Here is a 25,559-nt window from a genome sequence, read left to right on the forward strand (position 1 = left end):
ACCTGTCTGGTGTAATATCCCTGCTGATCCCCTGCTGTATGGTCAAAAAAGGAACCAAAAAGGATGCTTTTTACTCTGAAGAAAGTGACTGGCGGTCTGTTGCTGCCGCTTCCCTTTATGCTGCTCATCATGGGCGTGGGGCTGGCGCTGGTATGGTTTAGCCGCTTTCAGAAAACCGGGAAGGCGTTTATCAGCCTGGGATGGCTGGCAATATTTCTATTAAGCCTGCAACCTGTTGCTGACCGTTTACTCAAACCGATTGAAGACAGTTACCCCACCTGGCAGGGAACGCAAAAAGTAGACTACATCGTGGTGCTGGGCGGCGGCTACACCTGGAACCCCCAGTGGGCGCCCAGTTCGAATCTGATCAATAACAGCCTCCCACGTCTGAACGAAGGCGTACGCCTCTGGCTGGCCAATCCGGGATCGAAACTGATCTTTACGGGCGCGGCGGCAAAAACCAATCGCGTGAGTACGGCAGAAGCGGGCGCAAGAGTGGCACAATCGCTGGGTGTGCCGCGCAGCGACATCATCACGCTGGATCAGCCAAAAGATACCGAAGAAGAGGCGGAAGCGGTGAAACAGGCCATCGGCGATTCCCCTTTCCTGCTGGTCACTTCCGCCTCCCACTTACCGCGCGCCATGATCTTCTTCCAGAATGTTGGGTTACATCCGCTGCCTGCGCCAGCCAATCAACTGGCGATAGATTCACCGTTAAATCCGTGGGAGCGAGCAATTCCCTCCCCGGTATGGTTGATGCATAGCGATCGCGCCGGTTATGAAACGCTGGGGCGCATCTGGCAGTGGCTGAAAGGCGCGTCAGGCGAGCCAGGGCAGCAGTGATTTTGTCGCGAGGTCAAAGTTGGAGCGGCTAAAACGCCCGGTATTGACCAGCTGCGCGACTTCGTCCCATAACACATAAAGCCAACGCCGCCAGATGAACGATTCCGCCACTGGCGCGTGTTGCAGATAATGCCAGAGCAACCCTTCCGCCAGCGCATTGTCCATCAGCCGAAACAGTTCATACTCTCGTGGCGCCCACAGCATAACGCCAGGCCCCACCATCGCCAGAAGCTGATCGCTGCGGGCGTCTTTCAGCATACTGCGCAGGCTAAAATTGCCGTGGATGAGCACGCAATTATCATTAAATCCTTCAAACAGCGCAGGCAGGCACTCCCGGGTACGAAACAGAATGCGTTTATCCTGCATGGTTAACCCGGTGTTGTTGAACTGGTTTAACGTCGTCCATAGCACTTCAACACGCTGGCGATACCAGGACGGCCAGATATTTTCCTGCGTATGATCCACCGCGCCCACGCAACCCCGGCTGTCCTGTCGATGCCAGGCTAACAACCCTTCTACAATCTGATCCTTCAACTGCTCCCAGCGCTCAGGCGTGCGGGCGGGCGCTTCCACAGAGACGCCACGCAGACGCTCCAGCAGCAGGACATCAGGCCCGGGGTGTTCCTCATGCGTCATCACGCCATAGACAACCGGCATGCGTACCGTGCCGCTACGCGCCAGCATGGTCGTTTTCCATGCCAGTTGCTGCGCCACGCCGGGGGTCGTAAAACTTCTCGCCATCAGCGGCATCGGGTTTCCCTGACTGTCGTACAGCGACCACAAGGCCGTATCCGCCTTTTCACTCACGCACTCTATACGGCTGAGTTTTTCGCCCAGCAGATGACTCAGTTCGGCTCGCAGCTGTTCCATTTCAGATTGCCCTCATAAACGCCACTGCTTTTATAATGAGCGCCGTATGGACAGATGTCACCCGGATGAGATCAATTGATGAAAAGAAAAATGAAGGGAAAATCGTAACGATACGACACTCCTCCCATTTGCGAGAGGAGTGCGATAGCGGATATCAGCGCATTTCGGCGCGAACGCGCTCAAGATCTTCGGCTGTATCAACGCCCGTTCCCGGGACTTCTTTGGCGACGGCAACATGGATTTTTTCGCCATACCACAGCACACGAAGCTGCTCCAGCATCTCAATATGCTCAAGCGGGCTGGGCTGCCAGTTCACGTAGCGGCGAATAAACCCGGCGCGATAGCCGTAAATTCCCAGATGGCGCAGGAACGTGTCGCCCACGGTCTCAAGGCTTTTCGCAAAACGATCGCGATCCCAGGGGATCGTCGCACGCGAGAAATAAAGCGCATAGCCTTCAGCGTCCAGCACAACTTTCACTGCATTAGGATTAAAGGCTTCTTCAGCACCGTGAATCGGCGCCGCCAGCGTCGCCATACCAACCTGGCGCTGCGCCAGGTTTTCCGCCACCTGACGAATAATCACCGCCGGGATCATCGGCTCATCACCCTGCACGTTCACAATAACGGTATCGTCGCTAAAACCGCATTTTTCAACGACTTCCGCCAGACGCTCCGTCCCGGACTGATGGTCAGCGCGCGTCATGCAGACTTCCCCACCCGCCGCTTCTACCGCGCGAGCGACATCTTCATGGTCCGTCGCGACAATAATGCGTTCAGCGCCAGATTCGCGCGCGCGTTCCAGAACATGCACGATCATCGGTTTGCCGTTGATATCCAGTAAAGGCTTACCGGGCAGACGCGTGGACGAAAAACGAGCGGGAATAATGACCACAAAACTCATGATTTACTCTCATCAGCAGTAATGGAACGCGCTTCCGTTTCCAGCAATACCGGAATGCCATCGCGCAATGGGAAAGCCAGGTTATCCAGTTTGCAAATCAGTTCTTGTTTTTCCTGGTTATACCAGAGTTTGCCGTTGCATACCGGGCAGGCAATGATTTCAAGTAGACGATGATCCATAGTTCCTCCAGATGGACCGGATTGTGAATTCATCAATATTAACATAATCGTTTATGAGACCGCGTCTATTTCCCAGCCATGACGATTTTCTGCAAACAAGCCGGATGGGCAACTCCCTAGCGTGACGCGGCTGGCCTGTTGCCAGCGAGCAAACGCATTAATCGCCTGCAACAACCCTTTTTGCAGCGTCGGGCCCGGTTTAACCCCCTCCTGCAACCAGAGCGAGATGACTTCCAGCACGCCCGTTTTGCGATGCATTTTGGCATCCATACGCCCAACCAACTGCCCCCGATGCAGCAGCGGCAAAACAAAATAGCCGTACTGGCGTTTAGGCGCCGGGGTATAGCATTCCAGGCGGTAGCTAAAATCGAACAACTGCTCTGCCCGTTTCCGGTCCCAGACGACGGGATCAAAAGGGGATAAAACCGCGCTATGCGTAGCGGTGAGCTTATTGTTCAGCGCCTGCTCCAGTAGCGGCAACAGATCGGCGTGTAGCCACATTGCCCCCAGCCTGTCGGCCTGAACGGGAACCAGTTGCCCCTGTTCAACGCGGATATCACGCCACGTTTTCACTTCAGGTCGCCGCAGGCGATAGTAATCCGCCAGCCACTGCTCGCGAAAAATCCCCAGACTGCGCGCGCTATTATCCAGCATGACGATTTCTGCTTCTGCCTGCGACAGTAAATCGCGTTTATCGTCCCAGTGCGGCATCACGCGTTGCGTCAGGTCATACACGCGCTGAAAGTTGCGCCGTTCTACAACCATGACTTTCCCGGCAGTGAACAATCCTTCAAGATGGCGCTTATGCGGCTTCCATTCCCACCATCCACTGGCGCCTTTGCGTGGATGCGCAAAATCCGCTGAGCGCACAGGGCCGTTATGGTGAATATGCTGGATCAACTGCGCGATCTCATCGGCATGTTCCTGCATCCACGATGCTTTGTACTTCCAGCCCATCTTCTCAGGCGCCAGCATACGGTGACGAATTAGCGTAAAGTCGCTACGCGGTAAGAAACAGGCCTCATGCGCCCAGTATTCCATGAGTTCGCCACGCGACAACGAGTCGTCCAGCCACTGTTGCGGGTAGTGGCCCAGACGGCTAAACAGCACCAGATAGGGGCTGCGCGCCACAACGTTGATCGTATCGATTTGCAATAAAGACATGCGCGAAATCGTCGCGAGAATATCCGCAGGCAATGCCTGACGGCGGGGCTTTTTCAGCAAACCTTGCGCAGCAAGATGGAGATGACGAACATCCGTAAGAGAGAGATGCGGCAACGACATGTATAACTCCGGGAATCGTTCGCTGCCGCCACATCAATTTGTGCTAGCGAGCCAGCGAGATGAGTTGTTCAAGCAGTGCGTCGGGTTGTTCACCCGACAAACGCGCGTCTACAGGTAAATACCACCAGTTGTCCTCGGCAAATCCCCGGCATTTAACGGCATCTTTTTCCGTCATGACCAGCGTTTGCCCGTCGGTTACTAACGCCTTCACATCGTTAAAGGCGAGAGACTGATGATCGGTCAACGGAACGCATTTCTGTAGCGATGCCCCACACGCTTCGAGCGTAGCAAAGAAACGTGGAGGATGGCCAATCCCCGCCATCGCGACAATGTTGCTTAACTCCGCGACATGACGGCGCTCACCGGTGCATAAATTAACCGCCAGCCCTGGCGCCAGATGCATCGGAATTTCTCCTGGTCTGGCAACGCCGCCGTTGACGATCACCGCATCTACCGATTTAAGCCGGCTGGCGCGCTCACGCATCGGCCCTGCGGGCAACCACCAGCCATTGCCAAACCGACGCACGCCGTCGATGACAACGATTTCAATATCGCGCGCCAGACGATAATGCTGTAGCCCGTCATCCGTCACGATAATTTGTACATCGTGACGCGCGAGAATCGCTTTTACTGCGTCTGAGCGAACCGGCGAGACAGCAACAGGCGCGCCGGTTCGTTGATAGATCAGTACCGGCTCATCGCCCGCTTCCGCAGAGGACGTTTGTGGAGTAAGCAACAGCGGATAAGACGCCGCTTTACCGCCATACCCCCGCGAAACAACCCCCACGCGAATGCCGCGCTGTTGCAGTTGCTCGACCAGCCAGATAACGACCGGCGTTTTTCCGTTGCCTCCCGCCGTAAGGTTTCCGACGACAACGACCGGCACCGGCGCACGCCAGGCGCGTTTAATTCCCAGCCGGTAGCACAGGCGAATCCCCCCACTCACCAGGCCATACAGCCAGGAGAGTGGGAGCAACAGACGCCACAGGGGCGATTCACCAGACCAGATGCGAGCGATCATTGGCCAAATTGCATTTTATGCAGTTGCGAATACACACCGCGCTGCTCCAGCAATTCGCGATGGGTTCCACGCTCAACAATAATCCCGTCTTCCACCACGACAATTTCATCAGCTTGTTCAATCGTTGAAAGACGGTGCGCGATAACCAGCGAAGTACGGTTTTTCTGCAACTCATCCAGCGCGGACTGAATCGCGCGTTCGGATTCGGTGTCCAGCGCAGAGGTGGCTTCATCCAGAATCAGGATTGGGCTGTCACGCAGCAACGCACGGGCAATCGCGATACGCTGACGCTGGCCACCAGAAAGCAGTACGCCGTTCTCGCCGATAACCGTATCCAGACCGTTATCCATCTTGCTGATAAAGTCCATGGCATACGCCATACGCGCCGCTTCTTCAATTTGCTCGCGGCTGTACTCTTCAGTACGCGCATAGGCGATGTTGTTCGCAACCGTATCGTTAAACAGGTGCACATTCTGCGAAACCAGCGCGACCTGATTACGCAATGAAGACAGGGTATATTCACGCAGATCGTGTCCATCCATCAGGATATTCCCTTCATTGATGTCGTAGAAGCGCGTGATCAGACTGGCAATGGTTGATTTACCTGAACCGGAACGCCCAACCAGCGCAACCGTCTTACCCGCCGGAATGTGCAGATTGATATTGCGCAGCGCAGGCGTTTCACGCCCCGGATAGGTAAAGGTCACATTGCGGAATTCCAGATCGCCCGTCGAGCGTTCAATTACGCGTTTGCCTTCGTCTTTCTCTTGCTCGCTATCCAGAATAGCAAACAGCGTCTGGCATGCCGCCATACCACGCTGGAACTGCGCATTGACGTTGGTCAGCGATTTCAGAGGACGCATCAGGGCAATCATTGATGAGAATACGACGGTAATCGTACCCGCAGTCAGGCTGTCCATTACGCTCGGGAAGCTAGCCGCATAGAGAACAAAGGCCAGCGCCAGAGACGCGATCAGCTGAATGATCGGATCAGAGATGGATGATGCAGACACCATTTTCATCCCTTGCAGACGCATTTTATTGCTGACTTTGTCAAAACGTTTCGTTTCAACTTCCTGACCGCCAAAGATAAGCACTTCTTTGTGGCCTTTCAGCATCTGCTCTGCACTGGTGGTCACCTGCCCCATCGTGTTCTGCATGTTTTTACTGATGCTACGAAAACGCTTCGATACCACGCGAATCGCAATAGACACAACAGGCGCCAGAATGACCAGAATGATCGACAGTTGCCAGCTGTTATAGAACATCATGATAAACAAAGCGATGATCGATGCACCTTCACGCACGACCGTAATCAACGCCCCGGAAGACGATGACGCAACCTGTTCTGAGTCATAGGTAATACGAGAAAGCAGTGTCCCCGTTGATTGTTTATCAAAGAATGCAACAGGCATCCCCATCATATGACCAAACAGACGACGGCGCATGGTCATCACCACTTTGCCCGATACCCATGAAATACAGTAGCTGGAAATATAGCTGGTGATACCACGTAATATCATCAGGCCAATAACCACCAGCGGCATCCAAAGCAGCACCGATCGATCTGTTTTACCAAAACCATCGTCCAGCAATGGTTTGAGGAGCGATAACATAAAAGCATCGCTGGCCGCATTGAGGATCAACGCGACACCCGCCACGATCAGCCCAGTTTTGAAAGGCGCAATGGTAGGCCACAGTCGGCGGAACGTCTGCCACGTAGAGAGATCTTTATCGTTATGCATTCAAAAAACCAGCATTTGTTGAAATAGCCGCATATTCTACCCGTTATCCTCTGACACGCCAAACCACTGATGATACCAACGAGGTAAAATTTGCTCCCGTAAACCTCGTATGCGCCAGCCTTGCGGGGAAAAATCCACCGAAATTTGCCCCTGATGCGGGGTATCCAGCCACTGATAACCTTGTTGTTGATAGCGCTGTTGTACCTTCCAGGAAGGCAGATGCCAGGCGTTGTAGCGCGATGCCGACGCCAGCGCGGCCAGGCCCTCAACCCGTTGGATTAACGCTAATGACGACGATGTATTACTGCCATGATGCGGAACCTGAATGATTGTCGCCTGCAAATGCCGCCAATAACGACTTAGCATTTTTTGTTCAGCCGGAGATTCAATATCGCCCGTCAGCAAAATACTCTGCTTTCCGTCATCCACTTTAACCACGCAGGAATGGTTGTTGCCCTTTTCCCTGTTTCCTTTAATCGGCCAGTGTGCGCTGAAGGATAGCCCCTGCCACGTCCACTGCTCCGCACGAAAGCACGGCAGATGGCCCTTCCAGCCTAATGGGCTTCGTATCCAGAGCGAAGGCCACGTCTTCTGTAATGATGACAGGCCCCCCCGATGATCCAGATGTTCATGGCTCAGGATAATCCCCTCAGGTTCCAGATTGTGCCAGCGTAGCCAGGGAATGATGAGCTGCTGTGCGCTATCGCCATCCGGCCAGGCGCGTCCCGTATCATAAAGTATCGCTTTCCCATTATGCGCGATAACCATCGCCAGCCCCTGTCCGACATCCAGCATATGAACCTGCCACGCCTCCGTGCGCGGCGTACGCCAGAACGGCCAACTCAACAGCAACACGCCAGACAAACAGATCACCGGGTAAGTTCGCCAGGCATTCAATCGCCACGCCATAAGCGTTAACCAGGGAGCCAAAGACAGGTATTGCCAGCGATAATCAATATTAATCCACCCTTCCGGCAGACTTTTCAGCGCCCGGAACAACACGTCCAGAGAGGCGTCAGCCAGCGCCCAGAGGCCTTCTTCAACCATCAGCGGCCCGGTCAAATGGCCGATCATTCCCGCCAGTATCAGTGGTACAGAGATAAATGTAACCAAAGGAACAGCAAACAGATTCGCCAGAAAAGAGGTCACACTTACGCCATGAAAAAGCGCTATTTGCACAGGTAAGAGCAGAAGCGTAATGCCCAACTGTAAGTGAACGAGATCCAACGCGACTTTCCCTGCCCGAGGCAACGCCCAGGCCGGTACAGGAAACCACTGATACCAGAAAATAAGCGCTGCGACGGCAAAGGCCGAAAGCCACAGACTTTGCGACAGAACAGCAATCGGATCGGCAATCACTATTGCCGCCAGGCAGCAGAACCAGACCTCCCAACCGCTCCATTGTCGACCGCTCAGCTTCAGTAATCCCCACGCCGCCAGCGCCACAACCGTACGCAACGCGGGGGGTTGTAACCCCGTGAGCCAGGCATAAAACGTCGCGCACACAATCCCTCCCACTAACGGCGTTTGCCAGTGAATCCAGCGGGTGGGAAGTAAAAATTGCGCGCCACGAATCAATCCTCCGGCCAGTAGTGCGGCAAAGGCGATATGCAACCCTGAAATGGCCATCAGGTGCGCCGTACCAGTATCGCGCATAATATTTTTGACCTCTTGCGATACTGATAAACGCTCGCCCATGCCTAATGCCAGGATAACCTGCTGCCAGGAGTAGTGCGCCAGCGTGGTATTGAGGGAAGCAAGATAACGCGCGCGTAAACTACATGACGATTCGATGACCGTCGCATGCAGAAACCGGCCGCTCAGAGGCTGATGTTGCGTGAGCGCATAACGCTGGCTATCAAATCCCCCCTCATTAAGCTGACCATGCACGGCACGGACTTTTAGTTTCATCGCCCAACGTTGACCTGCACACACCTCGCCGGGCAAATACTGCCCATAAAGAACAACGCCCACCGAGGGAAACAGGCGTTTCCCCTGTACATGGGTAATTTGCCCGTAATGTGTGGTGGCATGATCGGTCGCCGTAATTTGCACCACGGTTTCTTGTGTTGCGCCAGGCAAGATATTACCCGGCCAGACGGCTTGCTTTGCAGCAAGTATTCCCCAGAGAAAAAACAGCAGGGTCAAGCTGGCGTACTGCGTATATTTATATGGAACAAAGGACAGCGCACAGGCAAAACAAAATATGCCAATGAGACACAACGAACCGGGAAGTACAGGTAAGAATATTAGCGGAAGAATTCCGCATAATACACACACGCTGACCGTTGTTATTTTCATAGACACCTCCCTGTTACAGGAAGTGTGCAGATTTAGCTAACGTTTGTCTGGCGACAATTTGTGGTTATTCGGCGCAAATTCCGTGGTTTTCGCGTTGGGAATGCAAGATGCACATAAAAATGCGAGAGGCTTTCCAGTTACGCCTACGAGAACGCATCTGTAGATCTGATAAGCGTAGCGCCTTCAGGCGCTGCTTTATGCCGGATGGTGACGCGAAGCGTCTTATCCGGCCTACGGGAGTCACAGGTACATATCTGTAGGCCTGATAAGCGTAGCGCCATCAGGCGCTGCTTTGTGCCGGATGATGGCGTTGAAGTCTCTTTTCCGGTCGGAATGCAGAAATGAAAAAAGCACCTTTCAGGTGCTTTTTTCTGGATCAAGTTTTTCGTTAAAACTTAACCGTAAATATTGGCGCGATCGCGCAGTTCTTTACCCGGCTTAAAGTGCGGAACATACTTTCCTTCCAGTTCTACTTTATCGCCAGTCTTCGGGTTACGTCCGGTACGAGGTGCGCGGTAGTGCAAAGAAAAGCTGCCGAAACCGCGGATTTCAATACGCTCGCCCTGCGCAAGAGTCGAGGCCATATGTTCCAGCATCTCTTTTACTGCATCTTCAACCGCTTTCGCGGGAATGTGAGATTGCTGGGTTGCAAGTCTTTCAATCAATTCTGACTTGGTCATGATTCCTCCGGTTCCTGTAAGCAAATTGGCTGCTGCTGTTATTGCATTGATTAAGGGCGGCCGTAGCCGCCCTTAGTGCTTGATTACAGGACGAATCTTGTAATCTGTCAAGTAAACTCATCAAACTTCGGGATAAAACACCCGAAGTTTCAGAGAATTACTCGCCTTTAGCTGCTTTGAAAGCTTCAGCCATTGCGTTGTTGGAGAAGTTTGCATCTTCCTGTTTGTTAACAGTTGCGATTGCATCTTTCTCGTCAGCTTCGTCTTTCGCACGAACAGACAGGCTGATTGCGCGGTTTTTACGATCAACGCCGGTGAATTTAGCTTCAACTTCGTCGCCAACGCTCAGAACCAGAGTCGCATCTTCAACGCGGTCACGGGATGCTTCAGAAGCACGCAGGTAACCTTCAACGCCGTCAGCCAGTTCTACGGTTGCGCCTTTAGCGTCAACAGCAGTGACTTTACCGGTTACGATAGCGCCTTTCTTGTTCAGAGCAACCCAGTTGTTGAACGGATCTTCTGCGAGCTGTTTAACGCCCAGAGAGATACGCTCACGCTCTGCGTCAACTTGCAGAACAACTGCTGCGATTTCGTCGCCTTTTTTGTATTCACGAACTGCTTCTTCGCCTGCAACGTTCCAGGAGATGTCAGACAGGTGAACCAGGCCGTCGATGCCGCCGTCCAGGCCGATGAAGATACCGAAGTCAGTGATAGACTTGATTTTACCTTCAACACGGTCGCCCTTGTTGTGGGTTTCCGCAAACTGCTGCCACGGGTTGGATTTGCACTGTTTCAGACCCAGGGAGATACGACGACGTTCTTCGTCGATATCCAGAACCATAACTTCCACTACATCGCCAACATTAACAACTTTGGACGGGTGGATGTTTTTGTTGGTCCAATCCATTTCGGAAACGTGAACCAGGCCTTCAACGCCTTCTTCGATTTCAACGAAGCAGCCGTAGTCGGTCAGGTTGGTCACGCGACCAGTCAGTTTGGTACCTTCTGGATAACGCTTAGCGATAGCTACCCACGGATCTTCGCCCAGCTGTTTCAGGCCCAGAGATACACGAGTACGCTCGCGGTCGAACTTCAGCACTTTAACAGTGATTTCGTCGCCAACGTTTACGATTTCGCTCGGATGCTTAACGCGTTTCCATGCCATGTCGGTGATGTGCAGCAGGCCGTCAACGCCACCCAGATCAACGAATGCACCGTAGTCAGTGAGGTTCTTAACGATACCTTTAACTTCCATGCCTTCTTGCAGGTTTTCCAGCAGCTGATCGCGTTCTGCGCTGTTTTCGGATTCGATAACGGCACGACGGGAAACCACAACGTTGTTGCGCTTCTGATCCAGCTTGATGACTTTGAATTCAAGCTCTTTGCCTTCCAGGTGCAGCGTGTCGCGCACCGGACGAACGTCTACCAGGGAACCTGGCAGGAACGCACGAATACCGTTCAGCTCAACAGTGAAGCCGCCCTTAACTTTGCCGTTGATAACACCGGTAACAGTTTCAGCATCTTCGTAAGCTTTTTCCAGCGTGATCCAGGCTTCGTGACGTTTCGCTTTTTCACGGGACAGCAGGGTTTCGCCGAAGCCGTCTTCTACTGCATCCAGAGCAACGTCAACTTCGTCGCCAACCTGGATTTCCAGTTCGCCCTGGGCGTTTTTGAACTGCTCAGCCGGAATGGCGGATTCAGATTTCAGACCAGCGTCAACCAGTACGATATCTTTATCAATAGCAACAACAACGCCGCGAACGATGGAACCCGGGCGGGTTTCGATTTCTTTTAAGGACTCTTCAAAGAGTTGAGCAAAAGATTCAGTCATGTTTAATCTTCAGGTTTCATATTTAACGTCCACCTGGCTCCATGCCGGATGGGGTTGTTTCACATACCCACTGTCAATCCATTGCAGCGGGGGTACTACAAATTCGGTCGCACTTAAGCGAGTGCCAGTTTTTGGCGCGCGTATTGTAACGCTTTTTCAATCACTTGCTCAATGCTTAATCGGGTAGAATCCAGAACTAAAGCATCGGCAGCAGGAACCAGTGGCGCGACAGCGCGATTACGATCGCGGTCGTCACGTTCCTTTATCTCGGCCAAAAGGCGTTCAAAGTTAACACTAAAGCCCTTCTCCTGCAACTGTAGCATACGGCGGTGAGCGCGTTCTTCAGAAGACGCATCCAGGAAAATTTTTACTGGCGCATCAGGGAATACCACCGTTCCCATGTCGCGGCCATCGGCAATCAACCCTGGCGCATCGCGAAACGCACGCTGGCGGCGCAAAAGCGCTTCGCGCACGCGCGGGAATGCAGCGACCTGAGATGCCGCGTTCGCGACTTCTTGCGTGCGGATTTCCCCGCTCACATCTTCCCCTTCCAGAATGACTTCCAGATTGCCATTGGTTGAGACAAAACGAACATCCAGATGAGACGCAAGCGGTACAAGAGCGTCTTCAGAGGTGACATCAACATGATGATGTAAGGCCGCCAGCGCCAGTACACGATAAATCGCGCCCGAGTCCAGCAGATGCCATTGCAATGCTTCCGCCATTGCCTTGCACAAGGTGCCTTTACCTGCACCGCTTGGGCCATCAATGGTAATTACCGGGGCAATTGCCGTCATCTTTTTCTCCTTAAACAGGCATACCGTTAACGTGAACGCCGCGCATTATACGCGCCAACGCTCACAATCGTTATCTTTGTATGCAAAAACCCATTTTGTCTGTCATCAGATGAGGAAGATTTGCGCAATTATAGCGGGCTGGCGAAGAACCAGCCCAAAAGATGACAATGTTTTACTTTTATCAGGCAGGCGTACTAATACGCTCCAGTTGTTCGAAGTAATCCGGGAAGGTTTTTGCGGTACATTTCGGATCGAGAATCGTCACCGGCGTATCCGACAACGCAACCAGCGAGAAACACATCGCCATACGGTGATCGTTATAGGTGCCGATTTCGGCGAACTGCAACTGAGCCGGTGGCGTGATACGAATGAAATCATGCCCCTCTTCCACTTCAGCGCCGACTTTACGCAGTTCCGTCGCCATCGCAAACAGGCGGTCAGTCTCTTTCACACGCCAGTTATAGATATTACGCAGCGTGGTGGTGCCTTTAGCAAACAACGCCGCCGTGGCGATGGTCATCGCCGCATCTGGGATATGGTTCATGTCCATATCCACAGCGTTCAGTTCACCGCGCGTACAGGCAATGAAGTCATCGCCCCAGGTGATAGTGGCGCCCATCTTCTCCAGTACGTCGGCAAAGCGGATATCGCCCTGCATACTGTTGCGGCCAATCCCCGTCACTTTTACCGTTCCGCCTTTAATGGCGCCAGCGGCAAGGAAATAAGAAGCGGATGACGCGTCGCCTTCCACCAGATATTGACCCGGTGAACGGTACTGCTGCTCCCCTTTCACCACAAAACGCTGGTAATTCTGGTTCTCAACCTCAACGCCGAATGTTTTCATCAGGTTCAGCGTGATGTCGATATACGGTTTGGACACCAGATCGCCTTTAATTGCGATCGTCGTATCCTGCGGCGCAAGCGGCGCGGTCATCAGCAGCGCGGTGAGGAACTGACTGGAGACGCTGCCATCAACCTCAACGTAACCACCGCTAAAACCGCCGCGCAGACGCAGAGGCGGATAGTTTTCCTGCTCCAGATAATCAATCTTCGCACCGCCCTGACGCAGCGCATCGACCAGATGACCGATCGGGCGCTCTTTCATGCGAGGCTCACCGGTCAGCACGATATCATTTGCCCCCAGGCACAGCGCGGCGGCAAGCGGACGCATCGCCGTTCCCGCATTGCCCAGGAACAGTTCCAGCGCGCCTTCGGCATGTAATACGCCGCCCTGCCCGGTAATTTCACAACGGGTACGGTCGGCGGAAAGGGTATAACTGACCCCCAACGCACTCAGCGCGTTCAGCATATGGCGAACATCATCGCTGTCCAGCAGGTTTGTCAGAACAGTGGTGCCGCTTGCTAATGCCGCCAGTAACAAAGCGCGATTCGAAACACTCTTGGAGCCAGGCAGATTGATGGTGCCATCGACCCGCGCGATGGGTTGTAACGTCAGGGATTCCATGAAACTCAACTCTCAAAAACAGAAATAAAAACCCCACAGGCTGGCTGTGGGGATGAAAAAAGAAAACGAATTAGCCGTGGCGACGCTCGAAATCGACCATGAAATCCGTCAACGCCTTCACGCCTTCAAGCGGCATTGCGTTATAGATAGAGGCGCGCATTCCGCCCACCACGCGATGACCTTTCAGCGCATGCAGACCCGCAGCGAAAGATTCCTCCAGGAAGACTTTATCAAGCGCGCTGTCCGCTAGCTGGAAAGGCACGTTCATACGTGAACGATTCGATTTCGCCACATCGTTACGGTAGAAATCACTGTTATCAATCACGCCATACAGCAGTTCCGCTTTTTGCTGATTGATTTTGTTCATCGCCGCAACGCCGCCCTGCGCTTTCAGCCATTTGAACACCAGGCCAGAAAGATACCAGGCAAAGGTCGGCGGGGTATTGAACATCGAGTCGTTGTCGTTCAGCACGGTGTAATCAAGGATAGACGGGCAAGCGATGTTCGCTTTACCTAACAGATCTTCACGCACGATCACAATTGTCAGCCCCGCCGGGCCGATGTTTTTCTGCGCCCCGGCGTAGATCACGCCATAACGCGACACATCCAGCGGCGCGGAAAGAATTGTGGATGAGAAATCCGCAGCCACAACGACATCCGAACCAAAATTCGGCGTTTCATCAATTGCGATGCCGTCGATAGTCTCGTTCGGGCAATAATGAACGTAAGCGGCGTTATCAGAAAGCTGCCACTCGCTCATCGGTTTGACCGCACGCAGACCGTCAACCGTGACTTTGGCGTCAATCACGTTTGGCGAACAGTATTTTTTCGCTTCTTTGATGGCGCTGGCCGCCCAGTAACCGGCATCAACGTAATCCGCCGACGTTTTATCGCCCAGAATATTTAACGGAATTGCCGCAAACTGCCCACGGCCGCCGCCGTGGCAGAACAATACTTTGTAGTTGGAGGGGATGCTGAGGAGATCGCGAAAATCCTGTTCCGCTTCCTCTGCGACCTGGATAAATTCTTTGCCGCGGTGGCTAATTTCCATTACTGACGTACCAAGACCGTGCCAGTCACGCAGATCCTGTTGAGCCAGTTTAAGCACTTCCGCCGGTAGCATTGCCGGACCTGAACTAAAATTGAAGACCTGAGCCATTTCCCCTCACCACGTTGCGTTATTATCGCCTCAACACCCGGACGTCTGCGCAAGGCAGGACGACGGATATTGGGTATAAGTTATTCCTGTGGATATCGGTTTTATCATTCAGTGACACGCGCCGCAATGGGTAAAACTCATCAGGTCAAAAATGCGCGCTACGTCACACAACAGAATCTATCGGATTGACGACATAAAACCGATAGATTCGCTGTCAGGTAGCCCGTTTTACCCGGCTGGCCTTCGACCATTCTGGATTTGCGCCGCGCGGGCGTCATTGACGATCCCCGGCATTCACAGGAACGACGCTACTACACACTTTTATTTACGCTGCCGGGGCGGCGGCGATAGCGCCGTCAACATAAAACCCGTATCATTGCGCGCTTTCCGTACGACAAAAGTGATTTTCATGACGCAAACATTTATCCCCGGCAAAGACGCCGCCCTGGAAGATTCCATCGCTCGCTTCCAGCAAAAACTGCTCGACCTCGGTTTTCATATTGAAGAGGCCTCCTGGCTGAATCCGGTGCCTAACGTCTGGTCGGTGCATATTCGCGACAAAGAGTGCGCGTTGTGCTTTACCAACGGCAAAGGCGCAACCAAAAAAGCCGCGCTGGCTTCCGCGCTGGGTGAATATTTTGAGCGTCTGTCCACCAACTATTTCTTCGCCGATTTCTGGCTGGGTGAAACCATCGCCAATGGCCCGTTCGTGCATTATCCGAATGAAAAATGGTTCCCGCTAACCGATGACGACGCCCTGCCGGAAGGGTTACTGGATGACCGTCTGCGCGCGTTCTACGACCCGGAAAACGAGCTGGCCGGAAGCATGCTTATAGACCTGCAATCCGGTAACGAAGATCGCGGTATCTGCGGCCTGCCGTTTACCCGCCAGTCTGATAATCACACCGTGTATATTCCGATGAACATTATCGGCAACCTGTACGTTTCCAACGGGATGTCGGCCGGTAACACCCGCAACGAAGCGCGTGTGCAGGGTTTGTCTGAAGTGTTCGAACGTCATGTTAAAAACCGCATCATCGCCGAAAGCATTAGCCTGCCGGAAATTCCAGCCGATGTGCTGGCACGCTACCCGGCAGTGGTAGAGGCCATCGCTAAGCTGGAGGCGGAAGGTTTCCCAATCTTCGCTTATGACGGCTCGCTGGGCGGTCAGTATCCGGTTATCTGCGTCGTCCTGTTCAACCCGGCCAACGGCACCTGCTTCGCCTCCTTCGGCGCGCATCCTGATTTCGGCGTTGCGCTGGAGCGTACCGTCACCGAGCTGTTGCAGGGCCGTGGACTGAAAGATCTTGATGTCTTTACCCCGCCAACGTTCGACGACGAAGAAGTGGCTGAACATACTAACCTTGAGACGCACTTCATTGACTCCAGCGGTTTGATCTCCTGGGATCTGTTCAAGCAGGATGCCGACTATCCGTTTGCTGACTGGAGTTTCTCCGGCACCACGGAAGAAGAGTTCGCCACGCTGATGGCAATCTTCAATGCGGAAGATAAAGAGGTCTATATTGCCGACTATGAGCACCTCGGCGTTTATGCCTGCCGCATTATTGTACCGGGCATGTCTGATATTTATCCGGCAGAAGATCTGTGGCTCGCCAACAACAGCATGGGAAGCCATCTGCGCGAAACCCTCCTTGCCCTGCCGGGCAGCGCATGGGAGAAAGAGGCTTACCTCAATCTGATTGAACAATTAGATGAAGAAGGCTTTGATGACTTTACCCGCGTGCGCGAGTTACTTGGCCTGGCGACAGGCCCGGATAATGGCTGGTATACCCTGCGCATCGGTGAGCTTAAAGCAATGCTGGCGCTGGCTGGCGGCGATCTGGAGCAGGCGCTGATCTGGACAGAGTGGACGATGGAATTCAACGCCTCCATCTTTAGCGCTGAACGTGCGAACTACTACCGCTGTCTGCAAACGCTGCTGCTTCTGGCGCAGGAAGAAGACCGCGAACCGCTGCAATACCTGAATGCTTTCGTTCGGATGTATGGCGCCGAAGCTGTTGAAGCGGCCAGCGCGGCACTGAGCGGCGAAGCGGCATTTTATGGGCTGCAAGCGGTTGATAGCGATCTGCATGCTTTCGCATCACATCAGTCCCTGCTGAAAGCCTATGAGAAATTGCAGCGCGCCAAGGCCGCTCACTGGTCAAAATAGAAGCGAATAACCCACTATAGGTAGGTTTAAACAATCGACTGAGCTATATTACGGGGCGCTTTATGCGCCCTGTTTTTTTATTTTTTTGGCAAACGAAAATAAATGTAATAACAAGGTTAAATATTGGTAGTTGATATTACAGATATTAATGTGCTGGTGTTACTTTATTTGCCAATTACTCCATTTTAATTAACTGCCACCGGGGAGGCTCAGCGAAAAAATTCAACTCACTTTATAATTTTTAAAATTTATTTTTATTTGGATAATCAAATATTTACACCGCAATCGCGTAAAAACCACGCATCTTGCGGGCCTATAAGCCAGGCGAGATATGATCTATATCAAATTCTCATCTATAATGCTTTGTTAGTATCTCGTCGCCGACTTAATAAAGAGAGAGTTAGTGTGAAAGCTGACAACCCTTTTGATCTATTACTCCCTGCTGCAATGGCCAAAGTGGCCGAAGAGGCAGGTGTCTATAAAGCAACGAAACATCCGCTGAAGACTTTCTATCTGGCGATTACCGCGGGTGTGTTCATTTCCATTGCCTTTGTTTTCTATATCACCGCCACAACCGGTACAGGCACAATGCCTTTTGGTATGGCGAAACTGGTTGGAGGCATCTGCTTCTCGCTGGGGCTGATTCTCTGTGTTATCTGCGGCGCAGATCTTTTCACATCAACAGTGCTGATTGTTGTCGCGAAAGCGAGCGGCCGAATCACATGGGGCCAACTGGCAAAAAACTGGCTCAACGTTTATTTTGGTAACCTGATCGGTTGTCTGCTCTTTGTGTTGTTGATGTGGCTTTCCGGCGAGTATATGACCGCCAACGGCGGATGGGGGCTTAACGTCCTGCAAACCGCCGACCACAAGATGCATCATACTTTTATTGAAGCTGTCTGCCTGGGTATCCTGGCTAACCTGATGGTTTGCCTGGCCGTGTGGATGAGCTACTCGGGTCGTAGCCTGATGGACAAAGCGTTTATCATGGTATTGCCCGTCGCCATGTTTGTTGCCAGCGGTTTTGAGCACAGCATCGCAAACATGTTTATGATTCCGATGGGGATTGTAATCCGTGACTTCGCCACACCGGAATTCTGGGCCGCAGTGGGCTCCAGTCCGGAAAGTTTTTCTCACCTGACCGTGATGAATTTCATCACCGATAACCTGATTCCGGTCACAATCGGTAACATTATCGGCGGCGGTTTATTGGTCGGGTTGACATACTGGGTCATTTACCTGCGTGGCGACGATCATCATTGCTGATGAGCGTTATACGCAGTAAATAAAAAATCCACTTAAGAAGGTAGGTGTTACATGTCCGAGCTTAATGAAAAGTTAGCCACAGCCTGGGAAGGTTTTACCAAAGGTGACTGGCAGAATGAAGTAAACGTCCGTGACTTCATTCAGAAAAACTACACTCCGTACGAGGGTGATGAGTCCTTCCTGGCTGGCGCGACGAATGCGACCACTGCACTGTGGGACAGCGTAATGGAAGGCGTTAAACAGGAAAACCGCACTCACGCGCCTGTTGACTTTGACACCTCCGTTGCTTCTACCATCACTTCTCACGACGCTGGCTACATCAATAAAGCGCTTGAGAAAATCGTTGGTCTGCAAACTGAAGCTCCGCTGAAACGTGCGATCATCCCGTTCGGTGGTATCAAAATGGTTGAAGGTTCCTGCAAAGCGTACAATCGCGAGCTGGACCCGATGCTGAAAAAAATCTTCACCGAATACCGCAAAACCCACAACCAGGGCGTATTCGATGTTTATACCAAAGACATTCTGAACTGCCGTAAATCCGGTGTTCTGACTGGTCTGCCAGATGCGTATGGCCGTGGCCGTATCATCGGTGACTACCGTCGCGTTGCGCTGTACGGTATCGACTTCCTGATGAAAGACAAATACGCCCAGTTCGTCTCTTTGCAGTCTGACCTGGAAAACGGCGTAAACCTGGAAGCGACTATCCGTCTGCGTGAAGAAATTGCTGAACAGCACCGCGCGCTGGGTCAGATCAAAGAGATGGCGGCTAAATACGGCTGCGATATCTCTGGTCCGGCTACCAACGCTCAGGAAGCTATCCAGTGGACCTACTTCGGCTACCTGGCCGCTGTTAAGTCTCAGAACGGCGCAGCAATGTCCTTCGGTCGCGTATCCACCTTCCTGGATGCGTACATCGAACGTGATATCAAAGCAGGCAAAATCACCGAACAAGACGCACAGGAAATGATTGACCACCTGGTCATGAAACTGCGTATGGTTCGCTTCCTGCGTACGCCGGAATACGATGAACTGTTCTCTGGCGACCCGATTTGGGCAACTGAATCTATCGGCGGTATGGGCGTTGACGGCCGTACTCTGGTTACCAAAAACAGCTTCCGCTTCCTGAACACCCTGTACACCATGGGTCCGTCTCCTGAGCCGAACATCACCGTTCTGTGGTCTGAAAAACTGCCGCTGAACTTCAAGAAATTCGCCGCTAAAGTGTCCATCGACACCTCTTCTCTGCAATACGAGAACGATGACCTGATGCGTCCAGACTTCAACAACGATGACTACGCTATTGCTTGCTGCGTAAGCCCGATGGTTGTTGGTAAACAAATGCAGTTCTTCGGTGCGCGTGCAAACCTGGCGAAAACCATGCTGTACGCAATCAACGGCGGCGTTGATGAAAAACTGAAAATGCAGGTTGGTCCTAAATCTGAACCGATCAAAGGCGACGTTCTGAACTTCGACGAAGTGATGGACCGCATGGATCACTTCATGGACTGGCTGGCTAAACAGTATGTCACCGCGCTGAACGTGATCCACTACATGCACGACAAGTACAGCTACGAAGCCTCTCTGATGGCGCTGCACGACCGTGACGTTATCCGCACTATGGCGTGTGGTATCGCAGGTCTGTCCGTTGCTGCTGACTCCCTGTCTGCAATCAAATATGCGAAAGTTAAACCGATTCGTGACGAAGACGGCCTGGCTGTAGACTTCGAAATCGAAGGCGAATACCCGCAGTTTGGTAACAACGACTCTCGCGTTGATGACATGGCGGTTGACCTGGTAGAACGTTTCATGAAGAAAATTCAGAAACTGACCACTTACCGTGGCGCTATCCCGACTCAGTCTGTTCTGACCATCACTTCTAACGTTGTGTATGGTAAGAAAACCGGTAACACCCCAGACGGTCGTCGTGCTGGCGCGCCGTTCGGACCGGGTGCTAACCCAATGCACGGCCGTGACCAGAAAGGTGCTGTTGCCTCTCTGACCTCCGTTGCAAAACTGCCGTTTGCTTACGCTAAAGATGGTATCTCTTACACCTTCTCTATCGTTCCGAATGCACTGGGTAAAGACGACGAAGTACGTAAAACCAACCTGGCGGGTCTGATGGATGGTTACTTCCACCACGAAGCGTCCATCGAAGGTGGTCAGCACCTGAACGTGAACGTGATGAACCGTGAAATGCTGCTGGACGCGATGGAACACCCGGAAAAATATCCGCAGCTGACCATCCGTGTATCAGGTTACGCAGTACGTTTTAACTCCCTGACTAAAGAACAACAGCAGGACGTTATTACTCGTACCTTCACTCAGACCATGTAATTGGGTTTTGACTGAAATCGTACTGTAAAAAGCGTACAATAAAGGCTCCACGTAAGTGGGGCCTTTTTAACAACTAAGTCTCTTTCGCCAGCTATCTATACTCAATGGATGACTGCCAAAACAGACTCGACACAGTTAATAACTGTGCACTAACACGGCCCCGGATGGGCCACATCTGGAGAAACACCGCAATGTCAGTTATTGGTCGCATTCACTCCTTTGAATCCTGTGGTACCGTTGACGGCCCGGGCATCCGCTTTATTACGTTCTTCCAGGGCTGTCTGATGCGATGCCTGTATTGCCATAACCGCGACACCTGGGATACGCATGGCGGCAAAGAAGTTACCGTTGAAGATCTGATGAAAGAGGTCGTCACCTACCGCCACTTTATGAACGCATCCGGCGGCGGCGTAACGGCTTCCGGCGGCGAAGCGATCTTACAGGCAGAGTTTGTTCGCGACTGGTTCCGTGCCTGTAAGAAAGAAAGCATCCATACCTGTCTTGATACCAACGGCTTTGTTCGCCGCTACGATCCGGTCATCGATGAACTGCTGGAAGTCACCGACCTGGTGATGCTTGACCTGAAGCAGATGAATGACGAGATTCATCAGAATCTGGTTGGCGTATCCAACCATCGCACGCTGGAGTTCGCCAAATACATCTCCGCAAAGGGCATTAAGACCTGGATTCGCTACGTTGTGGTGCCGGGCTGGTCTGACGATGACGACTCCGCACACCGCCTGGGCGAATTCACCCGCGATATGGGCAACGTTGAAAAAATCGAACTGCTGCCCTATCACGAGTTAGGCAAACACAAATGGGTCGCAATGGGCGAAGAATACAAGCTTGATGGCGTTAAACCGCCGAAGAAAGAAACCATGGAGCGCGTAAAAGGTATTCTTGAGCAGTACGGTCATAAAGTGATGTACTGAGTTATTTTGTCGGTATCGCCGGATGGCGACGCGAAAGCGTCTTATCCGGCCTACAGACTTCATACCTGATCATATAAATTAAACGTGCGCCACAGGGGTCGGCGTATGTCCTGCGTTACGCAGCAGCATAAGCAAATAAACAAACGAGACGCTGGCAATCATAATAAACAACAGATTATCAGAGTAATTCTGCATCAGCATCGCGGTAAATGACGGCCCCAGCAGGCTGCCTACGGTATAGCTGAGCAGCAACGCCTGGTTCATCGCCACAAGCTGATGACGTTCTACCTTTTCACAAGCCCAGGCCATCGCGACGGGATAGAGCGTAAAACCTGCCGCCCCCAGAATGAATAAGGCGGGCGCCATCGCAGCCTGAGTCAGCATGGCAATACTGCCGAGGATCACCACAAAGACCTGTACACGCAGCACCAGAAGACGACCAAACTTATCGGCCAGACGACCAATCGGCCATTGGCCTAAAATACCGGCGCTCACCAGCACGGCCATCCAGAAACCGATGCTCGCATTGCTAATCCCCTGATGATTAAGGTACAGCGGCATCAGGCCATACAGCGATCCCAGTACAATCCCGGAAATAATGCACCCGTTTACACCTAACCGCGCCTGACGCAGTCTCAGCATTGACGTAATCGGCGTCGTATCGTGTTCTTCCGACTGCTGGTTCAGGATACGGGTAAAGAGCAGCGGCAAAATGCCCGCCAGAATCATGCCGGTTACCCACGGCAGAACGCTCATTAATTCTGTCGGAACTTTACTGACCAGCAGTTGCCCCAAAAACGTTCCCACGTAATAGACCATCATGTACGCAGCCAGCAACCGCCCACGATTACGGGATGTTCCGCTGCACATCAGAGCGCTTTCCACCACGACCCAAATCATGGCGCAGCCCACGCCGGCAACAAAGCGCCAGGCCAGCCAGCTCCAGAAACCAATCATCATGCCCAGCCCTACGCAACCCGCCGCAAAAATGAGCGAGGCAATATAGTAACTGCGGTTAAAGCCCAGGCGCTTGATTAAATACCCGGTAAGCAACGTCCCAACCAGATTCCCGGTAAAGTAGGACGAACTGACCATACCGACCTGCCAGGTTGCCAGGCTTCCCTGGGCAAGCCACAAGGGGACGAGCGTGTTTAATACTGCGATCGCCAGGGTCAACAAAAGCAGGCCGCACAGCAAAAGCATGACGGGCCGGGTATAGATGGACATGGATAAAAACCGTGAGGAAGTTCAAATTTCATGCGCATCATGCCACCAACAAAAACATTGTCAATCTACCCGAATCGCGGCATTACGCGCTTTCCCCCCCTTCGATTTGAAATACTGATTCATGGCATGAAAGAGCAGCATCCGATAAACATCATGTTATTGTTTTAATTGACCTAAAACAAAACTGCCGCGTTTCGTTCAGTCGAAAAATTTCATGGTTCCTGCAACATCATTTTTCCGGTCTATGCTTTTGGGGAAGACAACACACCGGAATGGCTTTTGATGTAACGCTAACTCTCATCAGGAGAAGATAATGACTAAGCCTTACGTTCGTCTCGATAAAAATGATGCCGCGGTTCTTTTAGTTGATCACCAGGCGGGGCTGCTGTCTCTTGTACGAGACATCGATCCTGACAAATTCAAAAATAACGTTCTCGCACTTGGCGATTTAGCCAAATACTTCAACCTCCCCACCATCCTTACCACCAGTTTCGAAACGGGGCCAAACGGGCCGCTGGTGCCGGAATTGAAAGCACAGTTCCCCGATGCCCCCTACATTGCACGCCCCGGAAACATCAACGCGTGGGACAATGAAGATTTCGTGAAAGCCGTTAAGGCGACAGGTAAGAAGCAGCTCATCATTGCGGGGGTTGTCACGGAAGTGTGCGTGGCCTTCCCCGCCCTCTCTGCGATTGAAGAAGGGTTCGATGTGTTTGTCGTGACCGATGCGTCAGGCACCTTTAATGAAATTACCCGTCACTCCGCCTGGGATCGCATGTCGCAGGCTGGCGCGCAATTAATGACATGGTTTGGCGTGGCGTGCGAGTTACACCGCGACTGGCGTAATGATATCGAAGGTCTGGCAACGCTGTTCTCTAATCACATTCCTGATTATCGCAATCTGATGACCAGCTACGACACGTTAACTAAGCAGAAGTAAAAGACCAGGGACATATTGCCTGATGGCGCTTCGCTTATCAGGCCTACACGATCCGTAGGCCTGATAAGGCGCGAGCCGCCATCCGGCATATTATGGATTAACTCGCCACCGCCATTCCCACGGTCATATGGAGCCCGTAGAATACGCCGCGACCAATCAGTTCCCCTACCAGCAGCAGGATAAACGCCACCGACAGCAGCGGAACCGCAGGTTGATAACCTTTCAACTGCGGCACAATCCAGCAGCACAATGCCACGACCAGCACCACAATACGCCAGGCCATCAGCGAACCATAATCCGGTACGAGCGCAGAAGCCTGCTGGATGGAGCTATGAATCGTCGCCAGCTCCGCTCCCTGCATCACTGACATAATAGCGCTGACCACCAGTGCGAGGACTGAAATTACGGGCAGCAGACGCATCGCCCAACCATCGACGCCCGCAATACGCAGCAGCAGATAACCCAGCAACGGCCCCCCCATAAACAGCGTCAGGAAGAAGCCCAGCGGCGTCCAGATGCTGTACCAGGTCGGTACGGTATCAATGCTGTTATACACGCGCACCATCATCCAGACAAAGATAACGCCCAGCACGATCGTCACAACCAGCCAGAGATTACGCAGCGCCGGAGAGAGCTTTTTCAGCACCGCCAGTAACCAGCCGATCCCGCCGACGGCAAAAAAGAGCGAGCCGCTGGCAATTTCATTACTCAATGCCGACGAGCCCACGCGGTTCAGCGAATTGAAGGCGCGCATTGGCGACCCCAGATGCAGCATAGACGCGATGAAGCCAATTCCCATTAGCACCCACAGAGCAAACATGCCGGTCAGCACACGCTGTTGAGATTCGGTACGCAACTCGCCTTTCATCAGTGCCAGAGCCAGAACGATAAAACCGCCGACCACGCACTGGCCAAAAACCGTGAAGATCATCAGCGGCCATTCATGCCATCCACTTCCCATCTTACACCTCCTTCGGATTTGCCAGATAACCCGTGGTATCCCCGGTCGGGCGGCTGTTGGCGTTGGGTTTAATCACAATGTTCGGTCTGGTGAAGTGCGTGCCCGGCAGCGGCGCAACGGCCGCCAGCGTGCCATGTTTCTTCCGCAGCTCTTCTATCGGGCCAAAGTCCAGCGCGCGCAGCGGGCAGGACTCGACGCAGATCGGCTTTTTGCCGTCGGCAACGCGGTCATGACAACCGTCGCATTTGGTCATGTGGCCTTTGGCGGCGTTATACTGCGGCGCACCGTACGGGCAGGCCATATGGCAGTAGCGACAGCCGATGCAGACGTCCTCATCCACCACCACAAAGCCGTCCTCGCGTTTGTGCATCGCGCCGCTCGGGCACACTTTCGTGCAGGCCGGGTCTTCGCAGTGGTTGCAGGAAATGGAAAGATAGTAGGCAAAGACATTCTGGTGCCAGACGCCGTTATCCTCCTGCCAGTCGCCGCCCGCATATTCATAGATGCGGCGGAAGCTGACGTCCGGGGTTAAATCTTTGTAGTCTTTGCAGGCCAGTTCGCAGGTTTTGCAACCGGTGCAACGACTGGAGTCAATAAAAAATCCATATTGGGTTGTCATCGGTTACTCCTTATACCTTCTCAACCTGAACGAG

General features: G+C 52.8%; 21 protein-coding genes. 6 read left to right on the forward strand and 15 right to left on the reverse strand.

Going from position 1 to position 25,559, the window contains the following annotated elements:
- The first annotated feature begins 63 nt into the window (after positions 1–63).
- On the forward strand, positions 64–843 hold the full coding sequence (elyC, locus tag OGX81_RS17145; protein WP_049009005.1) for an envelope biogenesis factor ElyC: 780 nt from the start codon (positions 64–66) through the stop codon (positions 841–843).
- Here the strand turns inward: elyC and OGX81_RS17150 are convergent.
- The 12 genes from OGX81_RS17150 to serC all read right to left on the reverse strand — a co-directional run bounded on the left by OGX81_RS17150 (position 820) and on the right by serC (position 15,076).
- Positions 820–1,713, reverse strand: a complete 894-nt coding sequence (locus OGX81_RS17150; RefSeq protein WP_012133006.1) for a YcbJ family phosphotransferase — start codon at positions 1,711–1,713, stop codon at positions 820–822. The two genes, elyC and OGX81_RS17150, sit on opposite strands and share 24 nt — an antisense overlap.
- 154 nt (positions 1,714–1,867) lie before the next feature.
- Positions 1,868–2,614: a 3-deoxy-manno-octulosonate cytidylyltransferase gene (kdsB, locus tag OGX81_RS17155; RefSeq protein WP_012133008.1), complete on the reverse strand. Its 747-nt coding sequence runs from the start codon at positions 2,612–2,614 to the stop codon at positions 1,868–1,870.
- On the reverse strand, positions 2,611–2,793 hold the full coding sequence (ycaR, locus tag OGX81_RS17160) for a protein YcaR (protein WP_012133009.1): 183 nt from the start codon (positions 2,791–2,793) through the stop codon (positions 2,611–2,613). Before ycaR ends, kdsB begins: the two co-directional genes overlap by 4 nt.
- A 51-nt stretch (positions 2,794–2,844) precedes the next feature.
- Positions 2,845–4,077, reverse strand: coding sequence for a winged helix-turn-helix domain-containing protein (locus OGX81_RS17165; protein WP_049009063.1), 1,233 nt, complete (start codon positions 4,075–4,077; stop codon positions 2,845–2,847).
- 43 nt (positions 4,078–4,120) lie between these two features.
- A complete protein-coding gene (gene lpxK, locus OGX81_RS17170; protein ID WP_104868838.1) occupies positions 4,121–5,098 on the reverse strand; it encodes a tetraacyldisaccharide 4'-kinase in 978 nt (325 codons plus the stop codon).
- Complete coding sequence (gene msbA / locus OGX81_RS17175) at positions 5,095–6,843, reverse strand: lipid A ABC transporter ATP-binding protein/permease MsbA (RefSeq protein WP_104868839.1); 1,749 nt, start codon at positions 6,841–6,843, stop codon at positions 5,095–5,097. The genes lpxK and msbA overlap by 4 nt, the downstream gene beginning before the upstream one ends.
- 36 nt (positions 6,844–6,879) lie before the next feature.
- Entirely contained in the window at positions 6,880–9,144 is a 2,265-nt protein-coding gene (locus OGX81_RS17180; RefSeq protein WP_104868840.1) for a ComEC family protein, read from the reverse strand.
- Between the two features lie 395 nt (positions 9,145–9,539).
- On the reverse strand, positions 9,540–9,824 hold the full coding sequence (gene ihfB / locus OGX81_RS17185; RefSeq protein ID WP_000167332.1) for an integration host factor subunit beta: 285 nt from the start codon (positions 9,822–9,824) through the stop codon (positions 9,540–9,542).
- 157 nt (positions 9,825–9,981) lie between these two features.
- Entirely contained in the window at positions 9,982–11,655 is a 1,674-nt protein-coding gene (gene rpsA, locus OGX81_RS17190; protein WP_012133016.1) for a 30S ribosomal protein S1, read from the reverse strand.
- A gap of 113 nt (positions 11,656–11,768) precedes the next feature.
- Positions 11,769–12,452, reverse strand: coding sequence for a (d)CMP kinase (gene cmk / locus OGX81_RS17195; protein WP_012133018.1), 684 nt, complete (start codon positions 12,450–12,452; stop codon positions 11,769–11,771).
- Positions 12,453–12,633: 181 nt separating this feature from the next.
- A complete protein-coding gene (gene aroA / locus OGX81_RS17200) occupies positions 12,634–13,917 on the reverse strand; it encodes a 3-phosphoshikimate 1-carboxyvinyltransferase (protein ID WP_104868841.1) in 1,284 nt (427 codons plus the stop codon).
- Positions 13,918–13,987: 70 nt separating this feature from the next.
- A complete protein-coding gene (gene serC, locus OGX81_RS17205; RefSeq protein WP_012133020.1) occupies positions 13,988–15,076 on the reverse strand; it encodes a 3-phosphoserine/phosphohydroxythreonine transaminase in 1,089 nt (362 codons plus the stop codon).
- Positions 15,077–15,485: 409 nt separating this feature from the next.
- Here serC and ycaO point away from each other — a divergent pair, with 409 nt between their 5' ends.
- From ycaO to pflA, 4 genes are all read left to right on the forward strand, one after another.
- Positions 15,486–17,246, forward strand: coding sequence for a 30S ribosomal protein S12 methylthiotransferase accessory factor YcaO (gene ycaO, locus OGX81_RS17210; RefSeq protein WP_024130477.1), 1,761 nt, complete (start codon positions 15,486–15,488; stop codon positions 17,244–17,246).
- 405 nt (positions 17,247–17,651) lie between these two features.
- Entirely contained in the window at positions 17,652–18,512 is an 861-nt protein-coding gene (focA, locus tag OGX81_RS17215) for a formate transporter FocA (protein ID WP_024130478.1), read from the forward strand.
- Between the two features lie 51 nt (positions 18,513–18,563).
- Complete coding sequence (pflB, locus tag OGX81_RS17220) at positions 18,564–20,846, forward strand: formate C-acetyltransferase (RefSeq protein ID WP_012133023.1); 2,283 nt, start codon at positions 18,564–18,566, stop codon at positions 20,844–20,846.
- A gap of 191 nt (positions 20,847–21,037) precedes the next feature.
- Positions 21,038–21,778 carry a pyruvate formate lyase 1-activating protein gene (pflA, locus tag OGX81_RS17225; RefSeq protein ID WP_024130479.1) on the forward strand — a complete coding sequence of 247 codons (741 nt, stop codon included), beginning with the start codon at positions 21,038–21,040 and terminating at the stop codon, positions 21,776–21,778.
- A gap of 78 nt (positions 21,779–21,856) precedes the next feature.
- Here pflA and OGX81_RS17230 read toward each other — a convergent pair whose 3' ends face one another.
- Complete coding sequence (locus OGX81_RS17230) at positions 21,857–23,005, reverse strand: MFS transporter (RefSeq protein ID WP_104868843.1); 1,149 nt, start codon at positions 23,003–23,005, stop codon at positions 21,857–21,859.
- 313 nt (positions 23,006–23,318) lie between these two features.
- On the opposite strand from OGX81_RS17230, the gene ycaC reads away from it, so the two are divergent.
- Complete coding sequence (gene ycaC / locus OGX81_RS17235; protein WP_012133028.1) at positions 23,319–23,945, forward strand: isochorismate family cysteine hydrolase YcaC; 627 nt, start codon at positions 23,319–23,321, stop codon at positions 23,943–23,945.
- A 97-nt stretch (positions 23,946–24,042) separates the two neighbouring features.
- Here the strand turns inward: ycaC and OGX81_RS17240 are convergent, their stop codons facing one another.
- Together OGX81_RS17240 and dmsB are read right to left on the reverse strand one after the other, a co-directional pair.
- Complete coding sequence (locus OGX81_RS17240; RefSeq protein WP_104868844.1) at positions 24,043–24,906, reverse strand: dimethyl sulfoxide reductase anchor subunit family protein; 864 nt, start codon at positions 24,904–24,906, stop codon at positions 24,043–24,045.
- A 1-nt stretch (position 24,907) separates the two neighbouring features.
- Entirely contained in the window at positions 24,908–25,525 is a 618-nt protein-coding gene (dmsB, locus tag OGX81_RS17245) for a dimethylsulfoxide reductase iron-sulfur subunit DmsB (RefSeq protein ID WP_104868689.1), read from the reverse strand.
- Positions 25,526–25,559: the final 34 nt, after the last annotated feature.

This window comes from Citrobacter sp. CK206 (assembly GCF_030333125.1).
Lineage (GTDB): Bacteria > Pseudomonadota > Gammaproteobacteria > Enterobacterales > Enterobacteriaceae > Citrobacter_B > Citrobacter_B koseri.

Bases quoted from the DNA above. Each gene is read 5' to 3' on its own strand.
- cmk (WP_012133018.1), bottom strand. From the start codon at position 12,452: ATGACGGCAATTGCCCCGGTAATTACCATTGATGGCCCAAGCGGTGCA.
- ycaR (WP_012133009.1), bottom strand. From the start codon at position 2,793: ATGGATCATCGTCTACTTGAAATCATTGCCTGCCCGGTATGCAACGGC.
- serC (WP_012133020.1), bottom strand. From the start codon at position 15,076: ATGGCTCAGGTCTTCAATTTTAGTTCAGGTCCGGCAATGCTACCGGCG.
- kdsB (WP_012133008.1), bottom strand. From the start codon at position 2,614: ATGAGTTTTGTGGTCATTATTCCCGCTCGTTTTTCGTCCACGCGTCTG.
- OGX81_RS17150 (WP_012133006.1), bottom strand. From the start codon at position 1,713: ATGGAACAGCTGCGAGCCGAACTGAGTCATCTGCTGGGCGAAAAACTC.
- pflB (WP_012133023.1), top strand. From the start codon at position 18,564: ATGTCCGAGCTTAATGAAAAGTTAGCCACAGCCTGGGAAGGTTTTACC.
- dmsB (WP_104868689.1), bottom strand. From the start codon at position 25,525: ATGACAACCCAATATGGATTTTTTATTGACTCCAGTCGTTGCACCGGT.
- ycaO (WP_024130477.1), top strand. From the start codon at position 15,486: ATGACGCAAACATTTATCCCCGGCAAAGACGCCGCCCTGGAAGATTCC.
- pflA (WP_024130479.1), top strand. From the start codon at position 21,038: ATGTCAGTTATTGGTCGCATTCACTCCTTTGAATCCTGTGGTACCGTT.
- lpxK (WP_104868838.1), bottom strand. From the start codon at position 5,098: ATGATCGCTCGCATCTGGTCTGGTGAATCGCCCCTGTGGCGTCTGTTG.
- rpsA (WP_012133016.1), bottom strand. From the start codon at position 11,655: ATGACTGAATCTTTTGCTCAACTCTTTGAAGAGTCCTTAAAAGAAATC.
- msbA (WP_104868839.1), bottom strand. From the start codon at position 6,843: ATGCATAACGATAAAGATCTCTCTACGTGGCAGACGTTCCGCCGACTG.
- ycaC (WP_012133028.1), top strand. From the start codon at position 23,319: ATGACTAAGCCTTACGTTCGTCTCGATAAAAATGATGCCGCGGTTCTT.
- ihfB (WP_000167332.1), bottom strand. From the start codon at position 9,824: ATGACCAAGTCAGAATTGATTGAAAGACTTGCAACCCAGCAATCTCAC.
- OGX81_RS17165 (WP_049009063.1), bottom strand. From the start codon at position 4,077: ATGTCGTTGCCGCATCTCTCTCTTACGGATGTTCGTCATCTCCATCTT.
- OGX81_RS17180 (WP_104868840.1), bottom strand. From the start codon at position 9,144: ATGAAAATAACAACGGTCAGCGTGTGTGTATTATGCGGAATTCTTCCG.
- OGX81_RS17230 (WP_104868843.1), bottom strand. From the start codon at position 23,005: ATGTCCATCTATACCCGGCCCGTCATGCTTTTGCTGTGCGGCCTGCTT.
- aroA (WP_104868841.1), bottom strand. From the start codon at position 13,917: ATGGAATCCCTGACGTTACAACCCATCGCGCGGGTCGATGGCACCATC.
- elyC (WP_049009005.1), top strand. From the start codon at position 64: ATGCTTTTTACTCTGAAGAAAGTGACTGGCGGTCTGTTGCTGCCGCTT.
- OGX81_RS17240 (WP_104868844.1), bottom strand. From the start codon at position 24,906: ATGGGAAGTGGATGGCATGAATGGCCGCTGATGATCTTCACGGTTTTT.